This window comes from Lysinibacillus sp. CTST325 (genome assembly GCF_054665055.1).
Genome location: NZ_BAAFHO010000003.1, coordinates 150366 through 165291 on the forward strand (window position 1 = coordinate 150366; position 14926 = coordinate 165291).

13 protein-coding genes and 2 pseudogenes are annotated in these 14926 nt (G+C 35.1%); 6 read left to right on the plus strand and 9 right to left on the minus strand.

The genetic code is table 11. The annotated features are described in order from the left end of the window. Positions 1-25 precede the first annotated feature (25 nt). Positions 26-1543 (minus strand): 5-carboxymethyl-2-hydroxymuconate semialdehyde dehydrogenase, encoded by a 1518-nt coding sequence (gene hpaE / locus ACYQ73_RS10495; protein ID WP_460012451.1) that lies wholly within the window; start codon positions 1541-1543, stop codon positions 26-28. Positions 1544-1612: 69 nt separating this feature from the next. Beyond that, positions 1613-2539: a 2,4-dihydroxyhept-2-ene-1,7-dioic acid aldolase gene (hpaI, locus tag ACYQ73_RS10500; RefSeq protein ID WP_460012452.1), complete on the minus strand. Its 927-nt coding sequence runs from the start codon at positions 2537-2539 to the stop codon at positions 1613-1615. Between the two features lie 131 nt (positions 2540-2670). Here hpaI and ACYQ73_RS10505 point away from each other — a divergent pair, with 131 nt between their 5' ends. Beyond that, positions 2671-3576, plus strand: coding sequence for a LysR family transcriptional regulator (locus tag ACYQ73_RS10505; protein ID WP_460012453.1), 906 nt, complete (start codon positions 2671-2673; stop codon positions 3574-3576). A 1428-nt stretch (positions 3577-5004) separates the two neighbouring features. Here the strand turns inward: ACYQ73_RS10505 and ACYQ73_RS10510 are convergent. Beyond that, the gene (locus ACYQ73_RS10510; protein ID WP_460012454.1) at positions 5005-5781 is read right to left on the minus strand and encodes a CsxC family protein; all 777 of its coding nucleotides are present in this window, start codon (positions 5779-5781) and stop codon (positions 5005-5007) included. A gap of 926 nt (positions 5782-6707) precedes the next feature. Here ACYQ73_RS10510 and ACYQ73_RS10515 point away from each other — a divergent pair. Together ACYQ73_RS10515 and ACYQ73_RS10520 are read left to right on the plus strand one after the other, a co-directional pair. After that, the gene (locus tag ACYQ73_RS10515; protein WP_460012455.1) at positions 6708-7325 is read left to right on the plus strand and encodes a hypothetical protein; all 618 of its coding nucleotides are present in this window, start codon (positions 6708-6710) and stop codon (positions 7323-7325) included. A 196-nt stretch (positions 7326-7521) separates the two neighbouring features. Next, positions 7522-8118 (plus strand): exosporium glycoprotein BclB-related protein, encoded by a 597-nt coding sequence (locus ACYQ73_RS10520; RefSeq protein WP_460012456.1) that lies wholly within the window; start codon positions 7522-7524, stop codon positions 8116-8118. Between the two features lie 91 nt (positions 8119-8209). Here ACYQ73_RS10520 and ACYQ73_RS10525 read toward each other — a convergent pair whose 3' ends face one another. Next, entirely contained in the window at positions 8210-8494 is a 285-nt protein-coding gene (locus tag ACYQ73_RS10525; protein WP_460012457.1) for a hypothetical protein, read from the minus strand. A 121-nt stretch (positions 8495-8615) separates the two neighbouring features. Here ACYQ73_RS10525 and ACYQ73_RS10530 point away from each other — a divergent pair, with 121 nt between their 5' ends. Further along, a complete protein-coding gene (locus ACYQ73_RS10530) occupies positions 8616-9800 on the plus strand; it encodes a hypothetical protein (protein ID WP_460012458.1) in 1185 nt (394 codons plus the stop codon). A 193-nt stretch (positions 9801-9993) separates the two neighbouring features. Here the strand turns inward: ACYQ73_RS10530 and ACYQ73_RS10535 are convergent, their stop codons facing one another. Beyond that, complete coding sequence (locus tag ACYQ73_RS10535) at positions 9994-10278, minus strand: helix-turn-helix domain-containing protein (protein ID WP_460012459.1); 285 nt, start codon at positions 10276-10278, stop codon at positions 9994-9996. A 199-nt stretch (positions 10279-10477) separates the two neighbouring features. Then, complete coding sequence (locus ACYQ73_RS10540; RefSeq protein WP_460012460.1) at positions 10478-10750, minus strand: hypothetical protein; 273 nt, start codon at positions 10748-10750, stop codon at positions 10478-10480. A gap of 81 nt (positions 10751-10831) precedes the next feature. Between ACYQ73_RS10540 and ACYQ73_RS10545 the strand changes: the two genes are divergently transcribed. Then, positions 10832-11434, plus strand: coding sequence for a hypothetical protein (locus ACYQ73_RS10545; RefSeq protein WP_460012461.1), 603 nt, complete (start codon positions 10832-10834; stop codon positions 11432-11434). Positions 11435-11599: 165 nt separating this feature from the next. Here ACYQ73_RS10545 and ACYQ73_RS10550 read toward each other — a convergent pair whose 3' ends face one another. Together ACYQ73_RS10550 and ACYQ73_RS10555 are read right to left on the minus strand one after the other, a co-directional pair. Beyond that, positions 11600-12181, minus strand: coding sequence for a peptidoglycan recognition protein family protein (locus ACYQ73_RS10550; RefSeq protein ID WP_460012462.1), 582 nt, complete (start codon positions 12179-12181; stop codon positions 11600-11602). 27 nt (positions 12182-12208) lie between these two features. After that, positions 12209-12262 (minus strand): annotated as a pseudogene (locus tag ACYQ73_RS10555) (hypothetical protein); the annotation flags it as partial. A gap of 162 nt (positions 12263-12424) precedes the next feature. Between ACYQ73_RS10555 and ACYQ73_RS10560 the strand changes: the two are divergent. Beyond that, a pseudogene (locus ACYQ73_RS10560) lies at positions 12425-12715 on the plus strand (tyrosine-type recombinase/integrase); the annotation flags it as partial. A gap of 96 nt (positions 12716-12811) precedes the next feature. Here the strand turns inward: ACYQ73_RS10560 and lepA are convergent. Then, a complete protein-coding gene (gene lepA, locus ACYQ73_RS10565) occupies positions 12812-14638 on the minus strand; it encodes a translation elongation factor 4 (RefSeq protein WP_460012463.1) in 1827 nt (608 codons plus the stop codon). Positions 14639-14926 lie beyond the last annotated feature (288 nt).

Genomic DNA, 14926 nt, shown 5'->3' on the forward strand with positions numbered 1-14926 from the left:
TTGTTTCCCCCTCGAAAAATAGTTTTTACTTCCCAAATTGCGGAATATGATGATCACCTATAGCAACATGGATTACCTTTGGTTCTGTATAGAATTCAAAAATTGCGTAATGGCCACCCTCTCTTCCAATGCCACTATCTTTCGTACCGCCAAATGGAATTCGAAGATCTCGTACGTTTTGAGCGTTAATCCAAAGCATACCTGCTTCAATAGCATCTGCCATACGATGTGCTCGTTTTAAATCTTTTGTCCATACAAAACCAGCTAGTCCGTAAGATACGTCGTTTGCCATTTGAAGTACTTCTTCATCTGTTTCAAATTCGATTACGGCCATAACGGGACCAAAAATTTCTTCCTGACATACTCTCATGTCATTTCTTGCATTTAATAAAAGTGTCGGTGGTACAAAATTACCTGCCTTTACCTTCTCCGGAACCACTCCCTGAACTACTTCGCAACCTTCTTGTTTAGCGATTTCTATATATTTTTTTACTTTGTTGTAGTGATCTTTTTCAATTAGCGGACCAAGCTGAGTTGATGAATCCATTGGGTCACCGATTTTAATATTAGCGACACGTGCTTTTAATTTTTCAACAAATTGTTCTTTAATATTTTTATGCAAGAATACTCGAGAATTGGATGTGCAACGTTCCCCATTAAAAGAGAAAATCCCCCATATTGCTGCATCTAGAGCTCGTTCAAGATCTGCATCATCAAATACAATTAAAGGTGATTTCCCACCAAGCTCCATCGATGTTTTCTTTAAAGTATCCGCAGAGTTTTTAATAATAGTGGAACCTGTAGTCGTTTCACCTGTAAATGAAATCGCTTTCACATCTGGGTGAGCAACAAGAGTAGCCCCTGCTGTTTCTCCAAAGCCATGAACGACATTAAAGACTCCATCCGGAACTTGAGCTTTATGAATAATTTCAGCTAATTTATTTGCAGTTAATGGTGAAAGTTCCGCTGGTTTTAGAACAACAGTATTGCCAGTTGCTAATGCAGGTGCTACTTTCCAAGTCTCTAACATGAATGGGGCATTCCATGGAGTAATTAACCCTATAACTCCTAATGGTTTATAAACTGTATAATTAATGAATTCATCATCCATTGGGTAAGATTCGCCATGCAATTTTGTCTCAACCATTCGTGCGTAGAAACGGAAATTTTCTGCAGCACGTGCGGTTTGATTTCTTGTTTGGCTAATTGGCAGACCTGTATCTAATGATTCTAAGAAAGCAATTTCTTCAATCTCCTCATCGATGATATCTGCAATTCTATTAATATATTTCATTCTTTCTTTCAATTTCATCTTGCCCCACGGACCATTCTCAAACGCTTCTTTTGCTGAAAGAACAGCTTGATTTATATCCGCTTCACGCCCCTCAGCGATATAGTTGTTTATTTCATTGGTAAATGGATTTTTATTTTCAAAAGTAGCACTTGATTCACTGTCGACAAACTGTCCATTAATATAGAGCTTTACATTTTCTACTTGCATGTGTACGTGATTTTTTTGAGTCTCAGTTGCTTGAACTTGCATGTTATTACACTCCTCATTCTTCTCTTACTCCTGTAACAAGGAGTAAGAGAATTTTTTTAGATTTTGAATTTATTTAGTGACGATCTCATTTGATAAAATACCATATTGATTTAAAACTTCACGAATTTCATTTTGAAGTGCCTCAGATGGTAAATCCATTGGCTTGCGTAAAACTGGCGTAATTTTACCCATCATGCCCAGCGCTGCTTTTACTGGTCCAGGGTTAGTTTCTTTGAATAACACATCATTTAATGTCATTAATTCATAATGAAGATCTAAAGCTTTTTCAGCGTCACCTTCCTCCCAAGCATTGTGCATTTCTGCTACTTTTGCTGGTGCAACGTTTGCTGTGGCGCTAATAGAACCTTTTCCACCAATTGTTAACATTGGGTAGCAAAGAAGTTCAATTCCCGAGAACAGACTAAAGTCTCTTCCACAATTTAACAGCACCCGATTGACATGTTCAAAATCTTTATTTGACTCTTTGGCACCAATAATGTTCGGGCAATCTTCAACAAGTCGAGCCATTGTTGTAACTTCCAGATTTACCCCTGTTCTTCCAGGGATGTTATATATAATAATTGGAATATCCACGGCATCGGCAATAGCTTTATAGTGTTTATATAATGCTTGCTGGGAAGGCTTGTTATAGTATGGAACAATGACCATCGCAGCATCTGCTCCCATTTCTTGAGCAGCCTTTGTTAGCCGAAGCGCTTCATTATGATTAACTGATCCCGTTGCTGGAACAAATGGAACTCGTCCGTTAATCGTTTTAATTGCTGTTTCCATCACAAGCTCTCTCTCTTCAATCGTTAGAGAACTAGGTTCCCCAGAAGTCCCGGTTACCGAAATACCATGGCTCCCACTTTCTATTTGCCAGTTAATTAAACTTTTAAATGTCTGTAAGTCTAAGCTTTCATCCTCCTTGAATGGTGTAATAACTGGTGCAATCGAACCTTTTAAACTTTCTTTAGCTTTTAGAATTCTAGACATTTTATCTTCTCCTTCTATACCTTTTTATGGAATCGTTTACAAGATTAATGTATCATTAAGTATAAAATATTTAAAATATTTAAAATATTCGTGATGCATACAAAATAAATATACTTCTAAGGAGGAATTTCATGGATATAAGACAATTGCGATACTTTGCCACTATTGTTGAAGAAGGCCAAATCACTAGAGCAGCAAAAAAATTACATATGGCCCAACCCCCTCTTAGTCAACAGCTAAAAGCGCTGGAGGAAGAACTTAGTACTCTTTTGGTAGTACGCAATGGAAAGAATATAGAACTAACAGCAGCAGGAAAAGTTTTGTATAAGAGAGCTATCAATCTGTTAAGTCAGATTGATGAAACCATTATGGAAGTGAAAGAAGTAGGAGAAGGTCTTAAGGGTACCTTATCAATTGGATCTGTAAAAACATGCTTTTCTCACCTACCTGAACGCATTCGTTTTTTCAGAGAAAAATATTCAAACGTTACATTTCGTTTATACGAAGGGGATACCTATCGATTATTACAAGATTTAAGAAATAGGCATATTGAGGTTGCTATAGTCCGGTTACCTTTAGAATCAGAATCAGATGACTTATCCTCACTGCCATTACCTCCGGACCATTTTGTAGCGATTATCCCTGAGACATGGAATTATGAAAATACAATAAGACTAGAAGAACTTTCAAGTATGCCACTAATGTTGCTACAACGTTTTAAAGGTGTTGGTCAATACGAACTGGTTATAGAAGCTTGTAGAAAACATCACTATGAACCAAATATTGTCTGTCAATGTTCAGACGCTGATATGATCATGTCCCTAGTTAGAGAAGGTGTCGGTGCTTCCTTACTTCCAAGGTCTGTCTTACGTTCATTTTCTATGAATGGCCTAAAAATATTGGAGCTTGAAGAACTTAGTATTCAATCAGATTCCGCCGTTATCTGGTTGAAAGACCGTTACCTTTCAAAAAGTGCTATTAAATTTATTGAAACTTTTAAGAGGGAATACAATTTAAATATTTCACAAGTAGAATGACTCAAATAATTTCATGATTCTATAAATCATGTATGTTGAATCTGTTTTAAAGATATTTATTACACTTCCGTTACTTGAGCCTTTATAGTTATATTAAATATATTGAGAAGTCAAAAAATAAACACAATGAACTCATTTGACTTCGTTCATTTACAACAGTTACTGTAACTATTTAGAACCGTCACGTAAAATGGATATTATAGTAACCCTAACGGTAGATAATAAAACTTAATATCATTATTTAAGTAAACAGCTTACAAGAAATTTAAATCTTCTTTGTAAGCTTAAAATTTGTCAATTTAATTCTAATTCATTTTTATCATCAAACTTCTTGCCTTGACTGCCTTCCACAAAATAAGACGGATTTAATATCTTAGTTTAGTTTGCTTTAAATTTTTCATGAAATTGTAAAGCATTACTGCTCATCCTACTTTTCATAAAAATAGCACTTATGGGTAAGTACTTGTTTAAGTAATATAAGCTCCAGCCCGATTATGTAAGATGGACTAATATGAAAAGTCCAATAATAGGTAAATAACCATAGCTTTGACTTCAATAGTAAATAAGTTAGTCCGTTATCCGTATTTCCTCTTTCGGAAAATCAAATGTTCCTAAGTTCTTATATACGGATATGGGTTAATCGTTTAATATTGGGTACATTTCTACCAAAGTAAAAAATACCCGCCTAAGATTCCTCTTAGACGGGTACCATTTAAAATTTTACTTGTATATTTTTAAAGCGGTGGCAATCACCACCATACTAATATAAAAACGCACAATTCAAATCCTTATAAACGTTGTATATCAACGTTACTTCGAATCATCCATCTTCAGAACAGCCATGAATGCTACCTGTGGAAATGTATTTTCAAGTTTATCTTTTTATTTTTCTATTTAACCGACGATCCTTTGATATAAGATTTTTCAGTTGATTAATTTTATTCATGGATATTTTACTTTTATCGTGCTTTATTTTCTACATATGGTGGGGATATGATGTGCAAAAATAAGACCACCCGTCACTTCATCACTTCACACACTAGAGTGGTCTTTCTCTGTCAATATAAACAGTCTTATTAACATCTATGTAAGGCTTATAAATTGATTGTTCTAATAATTGATGAATAAACCTTTTTACTTGTGCGTTTTGTAAATTTAATTGGTTCAATATATTTTTCGGGAACTGTTGAAATATGCCCTTTTGCAAGCCTCTAGCCTTCGCTAAATTACACACCATCTATTACATCTTGGTTATTAAATTGCAAAAGGGCAGTTGAAAATCAGATTCAGCCGCACTTTCAACTGCCCACTCAAATATTTGATTTTTATTAATACACATTAAATATTACAGGGTTGTTTTTTCGATTACATTTTGTTGCAGTGAACTGCGTTTTTTATTTGTTCTGCTGCTCTAAAAACTAGAGATTATTAAGGACTAACTGGAGGAGTAAGCCCTGTAAGAACAGGCGTTATAACATTAGTGCCAGCTCCAAGGCGAATTTGTTGAACTTGCAGTACTTTTACAGTAAGCTCTAGCACGATTTTTTCACGTAATGTGTCGAAAGTGCCTTCTGGTGCTGTCATAACCGGTGAAAAATCAAGTTCAAAGAAGTTTGCAGCTACTAACTCGCCAAATGGTTGTTCATTGTATTTAACCAGATTTTGGAAGAATGCTTTATCCAATCTAGCATCCATTTGCGTAGTTTCATTAAGGAAGTTCGCTTCGGCAAACTCGGAAATTCCTAAAATCGGTGTAGGGCCTCCTGTTGTTTGTGGGAAAGTAAGATCTGTAAAACCAGAAAACGGAACATCGGCAATTCTATCTTGGAGTGCCGCGTTACATGCTGCTGAAGCATATTCTATATTTTTGCGAATATGTCCCGCTACAAATAATTTAGCTCTTGTTACCCTAAAAAAGTCAGTGCCGGCAATACGTGCAAAAGCAACCGGTACTAGTTTCACTTGATTCAGGAATACATTTTTTTTCACTCTTTTGATTTCAGTTGCCGCAGGACTAAGTGTAATATCCGACTCCACAACAATTTGAAGTGTTGGTTCTGCAAGTACAACTGGAACCTTAATAGTTGGAGTCACTAACGGTGTGGCAACTACTGGAGTAGCCTCAGTAGTTAATGGTATTTGTTCTGTTGATGTTACTGGACAAGGTTCGACTTGATTAACTTGAATATCTAATTGATCACTCAAAAAATTCCCTCTTTTCATTTTTTTAGTATTAGAGAGCGCTCTCTATATTGCTAGAATATGTAGCGTTTAATTCTATGTATAGACGTGTATACTAGTTTTTTCTGATTTTTAAAAAGGGATCTTTTAGGATGAATATCAAAATGCTAAATACTCACCAATGTTAGCACCTAGTTTTAATTGTTTAGTTACCTTTTTAACTGAAGAATTTCAAGAAAATAATAGTCAAAAGCGGAAGCAATATTACGGAGAAAGATATTAGTGTACGAAAATGCTGGAACAGTATTTATACCACAAAAAATTATTAGTTTTAACTATCACTCATTGCGTCACACACATATAACGACATGTACACCTGTTAAAACTGTACAAAAAAAGATTGGGACATAGCATAGAACCTTCATAGAAGATCCGCTATGTCCACCTCACTGAGAAAATGGCAAGAGATGCCGCAGACATCTTTGATTCATTCGCTCAAGATATTTAAGAATTGCTAATGTAATTTTTATGATGGAATTGGTGAGGAACTCCACCATTTAACCCTTATACTAATTAAATAAATACGTCACAGACCCTTATCATTACTATATTACTTCGAATCATCCATCTTCAGAACAGCCATGAATGCTTCTTGAAGTCTTACTATATTACAGTACTTTTTTGTATCTTCTTATATCCGACAATCCTTTTAACATTAATGGATTGCCGGTTTATTTTTACCTTATTTCATTTTCCTTTAACTGTTAATATATCATATTTATTTGCTAAACATAGTGGCAGGAAGGTGGCAAAAAACATTAAGACCACCCATCTGAGTGGTCTTTTTATTGGATATTGAATTAAACACTTCTATCAAGCTTTAGATAGTTAGGTGACACATCCGTTTAATTAGATGCTTGAATAAAATATTAAATAAAGGAGGTATTAATATGAAATCAAATAATAATGGATGCAATCGATCAAATTGCGATTGTCAACGATGCAGTAATGGAAAATTCAATTGTACTGAAACTAGACCGTTCAGGGCTATTGACGCTGCCTGTATACAGCCTATTCCCGAACCATCAAAAGAAGCATATGGATCATTTTACAATTCCTCTGAAAACTTTGTCGAGGTAACTCTAGTTACACCACCTACTTTAGGGCAGAAAGTTATTTTCTCGACTCCTGGTCCGTCATTTGGTGTATATCCCGCTCCTGTTCCTAATAATACTACTGATCTTCAGATTGCCACTAGTGGTGTATATGAAATCAATATGAATATCTTAGTCGAACTTGGGAACGCTACCTACTCTCCTGCAACAAATGTGCGGTTTGGATTGTTCATCAATGATACAATCTTTGCTAGTGGCAGCGAATTTGAATCCTTAAATGATATTTCAGGCGATCCACTTTTAAGCTTATTTATGTCTAACACTATAGGAAATACAATACAATTACGTTTAAAAAAAGATGATAGACTTAGTATCAGGGTCATATTGGCAGCTGGCTTACAAAACGTCTATTATAGACTCCCATCATTGGTCGTTAATAAAATTGCTGATTGAAAATAATAATTTACAGGCTGACTCTATCGTGTGGGTGTCAGCTTGTATGTCGTTTAACTGTACAATTAAATAGCTTTACCAATCGTTCTAAATTCGATTACTCTGATTAGGTTTAATATCAATAAACGTGGTTTATAGCCTTTGTTCCCCTCCCCTTTACTACATAGGATAGAGACAAAAAAGGAGATAACCTTATATGAATAATTGTGAACGTAATAATGAATCAGCAACATTTAAATGCGATAGGTTCGGGACATTTACGACTAATGATGTAAACTGTATAAACCCTTCCATTCCTCCTGAAGGCTCAATAATTCCATTTGCCTCTGGATTACAATTTATTTTAATAGGAAACAACTTTGGCAATGGCACTAACAATGTTGCTCCTATAGGTTTCGGTAGTTTTGTATTTCCTGTGACTCTTATTGGTAATACAATTAATTTAAATGGAATTCCTAATGAAGCCTTTACCGTTCCACGTGATGGTAATATTACAGCTATTTCAGCGTCATTCACCTATTTAGTAGGAGTAGTGGACTTAGAAACTGCGACAGTTCGAGCTCAGATATTCCGTGCACCTGTAGGTAGTAATAGTTTCACCGCTACAAGTGCAAGTGTTGATTTGGCTCCGTCAATAACAGCACTTTCAGGAATAGGACAAATATCTTTTGCATCAGCTAATATCCCGCCTGTACCAGTAGTTGGCGGTGATAGTTTATTAATGGTATTTCATGTATTGGAAACAGAAGTCGCTATTGCTGGCTACGCAAGCGCAGGAATTAATATTGTTTAAAAACAATATCCCTTTCCTCTAACCAATTATAGAAAGGCAGAGGACGTTCTTTAGATGGAATTTTTTCTATAGATGGTAGATTTATCAGGCTTCAAATTAGAACGCTCCATAGCCTTCCTATAACCCCTACAAATACAGCTCTTAATGTACTTACAACTGTCAGTACACCTTCAATAATGTCCATCGCTATCTTAAATAGCACATTCTTAGCTTTTATGAAGTCAGATGCACTTTGAACCTGAGTAGCTAATACAACCTTGTGCAATTCATCTTTTAAGTTATCTGCTAATGGCAAACTATTCATGAAATCGAATAACATCACCTGGTACTCATTCATGTGTTCATTTTTCTTTTCAGCTTGCAAAGCCTGTTGCACTTAATTTGACAAATCATCAATTAAAAAAACTAATTTTATTTATAAAACAACGAACTTTTTAGATGGTAAATCGTCCAATTATTAGTAAAAACTAATTTTTAAAATAAAAGGAGAAATACATATGAAAAAACCGATTAAAAAAACTTGGATGGTTGCCTCTGCACTTACAATAGGAATGGCTGTTCTGACACCACTTCAAGCAGGAGCTGCATCAGTAGAAACAACAGATAATAGCAGTATTACCGTTCAACTTGAACAAAAAATTACAGGAACTATTAAAGACATCTACAGCGAGAGCGATGGGATGATCCTTAAGGGAAGAGATGGTAAAAATTACTACATCAGTTTATTTAAATTTTCAGATGAGCAATTAGAAAAAATGAATTTAGTAGAAGGACAAGAAATTTCTATAGAAGGTAGCTTAGTAGAGAATTATTCAGACTTTTACACGTTTGACGGATTTAAAAGAGGCTTACCTAAAGAGGTAACACAAGAAGATTTAACAAAATTAGAAAAAATGTTTAATGAAATCAAAAAGCTAAAAAAAGAGGTGTCAGCTGAAATAGAAAAAGAAGCGACTGAAGAAGAGATTGAAAAGAAATATGAAGAAATAGAAAAAATTCACGAAGAAATGAATAAAATTACAAAGCCATATTATTTAGCTGCTTGGCAACCACAATCTTTCGAAGAATTTATACAGGATTACGGATTTAATGAGAAAAATATCGTTATTAAAGAAAACGATACTACACAGCTTAAAGCTATTTATACCGAATGGGTAAAGCTTGAAAAAAGTGGTGATGAAGAAAAAGCCAATGAAAAATTTGATGAATTTTATAAAATCCTTCAACCATATTTAGACGAACTAAATCCGCCAGAAACATTTGAAGAATTTATGGATAGCTATATGGAAGTCACGGAATTATTAGATATCCCCGCTGAAACTTTAGCCAAACTAAAAACTCTTCATGAGGATTTACAAAAAGCATTAAAAGATGAAAATGATGAGATGTATGATAAACTACACGAAGAATTCTATGGACTTTTAAATCAATTCGAAAAGCCTCAAACATTTGAAGAATACATGGCTGACTTTGAATTTGAAGTGAGTGAAGCAGATAGCAAGCAATTAAAACAGCTTTATGAAGAAATCTTAGCTCTTGATGAAAAAGAACAAGAAAAAACTGAAGCAAAATGGGAAGCTTTTTACAATATTTTAGACCCATATTTTGAAGCAAATAAAGAAATTCTTATATCAGCTTCTAAAGTAACGATAAACGGCCAAGACTATCTTCCACAGCATTAACCAGTAAAAATTTGGGGTTATCCTAAAAGTCATTAAACAATGATTAGGGATTAACCCCTTTCTTATCCACGCACAATATATCCTCTTTTACTTGCACCTTTATACTTCTTCTTATCAACAACTTTATTAACGGTTGTGGATGGCAAACCGCGTCATTACTATCTTCATCGACTGTCTCTCGTTGGGACACGCTCTATGGGACATAAGGTAAAATGCGATAAATACTAGCCCCTTTAATACCGTTTAATTTAGTTCCAGGTAACTTTTCGATAATGCCTAACTCAACTAATTTTTTCATTGAACGATAAACTGTTTTTGTGCTGATCTCCAATGATGTAGCAATTGTGGCGGCTATCAAATGACAAGCTCCTGGATGTTCCAAAGCGTGTCTAGCAAGCTTGAAAATAATGGCACGTTCTGATAGTAGTGTGCCCCATGTGCTCCTCAACAGCTGTGTCCATATCTGCAATTGTTTCAAATGTTTTGTAAGTTGCTAAGTATTCAAATGCAGACGGAAAGTTAATAGCAGCTAAAGAGCAGCCTAAAATGTTTTTAAAAAGTATGCTAATAGAGAAAAAAGATGAACTTGAATCACTACGTAAAAAGTTTAGACCGTACGATGAATAAACACAAAAAGCCCAGGTACTCACCTATTTATGAGCGCCTGGGCTTTTTTGTTAACTAACATTTTGACTTGTACTATTTGATTTTAACAATATAAAAATAACTAAAAAAATAATAGAGAGTCCTAACGGAGCAAATGTCACAAAATTAATTAATGCATTATTCATCTCAAACCATTTTTGAATAGGTCTCTCTTGTGCAAAAACAAAATCTGGATTTTCTAATATAAAAGCAATTCTATTTAATAAAACTAGAAAACAAAACATGAAAAAAGATAAAACACTGCAAATTAACATAAAAAACTCTTTTAAATTTATTTTATTCATAAAAACACCCTTTTATTTTTAAATTATTATGATACACTAAATTTTGGAAGAAAAAGTAAATAATAGGAGGAGTTAGTAAAAATGAGAAAAATTTCTTTGTTGCTTTTTGGAATAATATTTACATTATTGGTTTATGTTCCTAGTTTAGCAGAAGCATCCGAGGTATTTCAAGATGTAGATTATGAAGTTGGCAATACCCCTGTAGTAGATTTATCTGAAGATGATACAATGTACGAAGCAGAGTTGAATGATGAAATAACGATTACGCCTAGATTTGGTCCAACAGATATTAAATACAAAATTACTAAAAAGGAAATTGTAGGCAGAGGTTGGGGTGATTGGAGAAATGGACCTACAGGTACAGGACCAGGATCATTAAGTATCAATCATGCAAAAACTCTTAATCGCGAATTTACAAATACAATATCAGGAGAGTACCCAATAGGAGCGTCTACAATTGGAACATCACTAGGTGTAACAATTGGTAAAGCAAAAACTTACGGGACTACATATACAATTACTCTTGCAAAGGGCGAGAAGAAAAGAATAATATTTCAGCCCAGATATGTAACCTATGAAGTAACACAAAGAATGTACGCAAATGGAATAGCTACGGACAAATACAAAAAGGCTTACGTTGATGTATTTGATGACTGGGATTACGACTGGGTTAATATGAAATAGTAGTCATACATCGAGCCGTTTGATTAGATACGCTTGATAGTACTATTTAAAAATGACCAAGACGGCAATAAAGCTATCTTGGTCTTTAATATTATTCAGCTACTATATTTATTACCTGGGCTAACTTAGCTGTTTTAATTTTATTTGCTCCTGCTTGTGCTGCAGTCATTCCGGTAAATGTTCCTGTTTTAACACATCAAGTACATTTTCGGCTGCTTGTTGTGTGCCGTATGTTCCAGTAAGTACACGGTATTTATTATTGTCGATAGCTGGCTGTTGTGGCTGTACATTGCCACTTACGTTTTTAATCATTGTAATAAATTGTGACCATGAAATTTTGCCTTCACGCATATTTCGAGGACAATTTTTACCACTAAAGTGGTTGTGCTGAACCACATTACTAATTGGTATGTTTTCGTCTTTCATGATTTTAGCAACTAACTCTGCAGCATTTTGCATTTCCTTTTGATAGTTACCATCACCGTTTACGCATACATCTACTTGAATCCCCTCATTATTACCCGTGTTACTTCCTGCAGCCCAGCATCTCCAAGCATGTTCAAATGATTGCACTGCCTCTTTATCATCAACTGTATAATGCCAGGAAGCTGAACGGCTATTCCCGTTGTATTGTAATCGTGCATGTGCGTCTGCATCGGCCCCTGAACGTGTATTATCTGTTTCATGAACAACGATAAATTTTTCTTGTGTTGGCTTTACCATAAGTAACCTTGTTTGCTTGTACATCAGGTACTAACTTTTTACGAACTGTAATCATAATTGTCCACCGTCCTTTGGTTTGTCATAATCCATTGCTAGTTGGCTATCTGAAACGCCTTTTGTTGTTGGGTCGAGATAATACCAAGCAAGCCTAAAATGCTCAGAACCGTCTCAGAAATGGCTGTGACTTGATCGTTGTAAACCGTAAAATCGACATTAAAAAGACAACTTGAAAATCGTTTAAAGTTCGATGAGTTTTATAAACAAGATCCAGAACATGATTATGTATGTAAAAAAGAAAGTGGTGAACATTGTACACCACGTGTTATCAAATATAACACTAGAAAAATTAGTGAAAAATTAAATATCAGTTTTAATTATCATTCCTTACGTCACACACACGCAACAACATTAATAGAGAATGGTACACCTATTAAAACTGTACAAAAAATATTAGGACACAGCAGATCAGCTATTACTGAAAACCGCTATGTCCATCTTACGGAGAAAATGTCTCGAAATGCTGTAGACATCTTTGATTCATTTGCTCAAAATCTTTAGGTGTAATATGAGTATAAATTCTAAATGGGTGGCAAATGCCTCAAAGCACATATTTATTTCAATAGGCAAATGCCAGCCAACCCTTGATACCTCTGATTACTTCGAATCGTCCATCTTCAGAACAGCCATGAATGCTTCTTGTGGTACTTCAACTGAACCTACTTGTTTCATACGTTTTTTACCTTCTTTTTGTTTATCAAGAAGTTTTCGTTTACGAGAAATATCCCCACCGTAACATTTCGCTAATACGTTTTTACGCATAGCTTTAATTGTTGAGCGTGCCACAATTTTTTGGCCAACTGCTGCTTGAATTGGCACTTCAAATTGTTGACGTGGGATTAATTCTTTCAATTTTTCAACGATGACTTTACCGCGCTCGTATGCAAAGTCACGGTGTACGATAAAGCTTAGTGCATCGACTTGCTCACCATTTAATAAGATATCCATCTTCACTAGTTTTGAAGTCTGGTAACCAATGAGTTCGTAGTCGAATGATGCATAGCCCTTCGTATTAGACTTTAAATAATCAAAGAAATCATAAACGATTTCTGATAACGGCATTTCATAAACAATGCTGACACGTGTTGTATCAATATAATCCATTGTCATAAAATTACCACGCTTTAATTGACAAAGCTCCATAACAGCTCCTACATAATCGTTTGGTACCATAATTGTAGCTTTTACATATGGTTCTTCCACATGATCAATTTTTTGAGGATCCGGCATAAATGATGGGTTGTCAACTTTAACTGTAGTACCATCCGTCATTTGAACATTGTAAATTACAGAAGGCGCTGTTGTGATTAGATCAATATTAAACTCACGCTCAATACGCTCTTGAATGATTTCCATGTGTAAAAGCCCTAAGAAGCCACAACGGAAACCAAATCCTAGTGCTTGTGATGTCTCTGGCTCATATTGAAGTGCAGAGTCATTAAGTTCTAACTTTTCTAACGCTTCACGTAAGTCATTATATTTCGCTGTATCGATTGGATATAATCCGCAGTATACCATTGGATTTAAACGACGATAGCCTGCTAATGGCCCATCTGCAGGGCGATTCGCAAATGTAACTGTATCCCCTACACGAGTATCACCTACATTTTTAATAGATGCTGTTAAATAACCTACGTCACCGACTGTTAATTCTGCTTGTGGTACAACTTTCGGTGTGTGTATACCAACTTCGATAACTTCAAATTCTGCTCCAGTAGCCATCATACGAATTTTATCACCAGGTTTTACTGTACCATTCATGATTCGAATGGAAATAATAACACCTTTGTAAGCATCGTAAACAGAGTCAAAAATAAGGGCTTGTAACGGTGCATCCGGGTCACCAGTTGGTGCAGGCACTTTCTCTACAATTTGTTCTAAAATGTCTTCAATCCCGATACCGGCTTTAGCAGAAGCTAAAACCGCTTCAGAAGCATCTAACCCAATTACGTCTTCTACTTCTTGACGTACACGTTCTGGATCCGCTGCTGGTAAATCAATTTTATTGATAACAGGTAAAATTTCTAGGTCGTTATCAAGCGCTAAGTATACATTTGCTAGTGTTTGTGCTTCAATACCTTGTGCTGCATCGACAACTAAAATTGCACCCTCACAAGCAGCTAAACTACGTGATACTTCATATGTGAAATCGACGTGTCCTGGTGTGTCGATTAAATGGAATATATACACTTCACCATCTTTAGCTTCATACTTTAATTGGACTGCATTTAATTTAATCGTAATGCCTCGCTCACGCTCTAAATCCATTGAGTCAAGGAGCTGTGCTTTCATTTCACGAGATGTTAGTGATTTCGTTTGCTCTAAAATACGGTCAGCTAGCGTTGATTTCCCGTGGTCAATATGTGCAATAATAGAGAAATTTCGTATATTCTCTTGTCTTTTTAAACGTGCTTCTCGGTTCATCTTTTCCACTCCTAATTAAACTATAATGAATTATACTATGAAAGATATGCAAAGTACAACAACAACTAGACTCAAAAGCCTATTACATCAATACTTATAACTGTTTTTACGGTTATTAGATTTTGCAAGATAAGACATATAAATGCATGGATTTGGGGCTAAATGGGGCTAATAAAAATATGGCGAGCGTGTGTACAGGAATGCGTGAGTAAGAAAGATTGAGGCTAATTGCTTCGGTCTTTTTTTGTTGGTAAATTATAAGAATAGCTCACTTACATAAAAAATAGC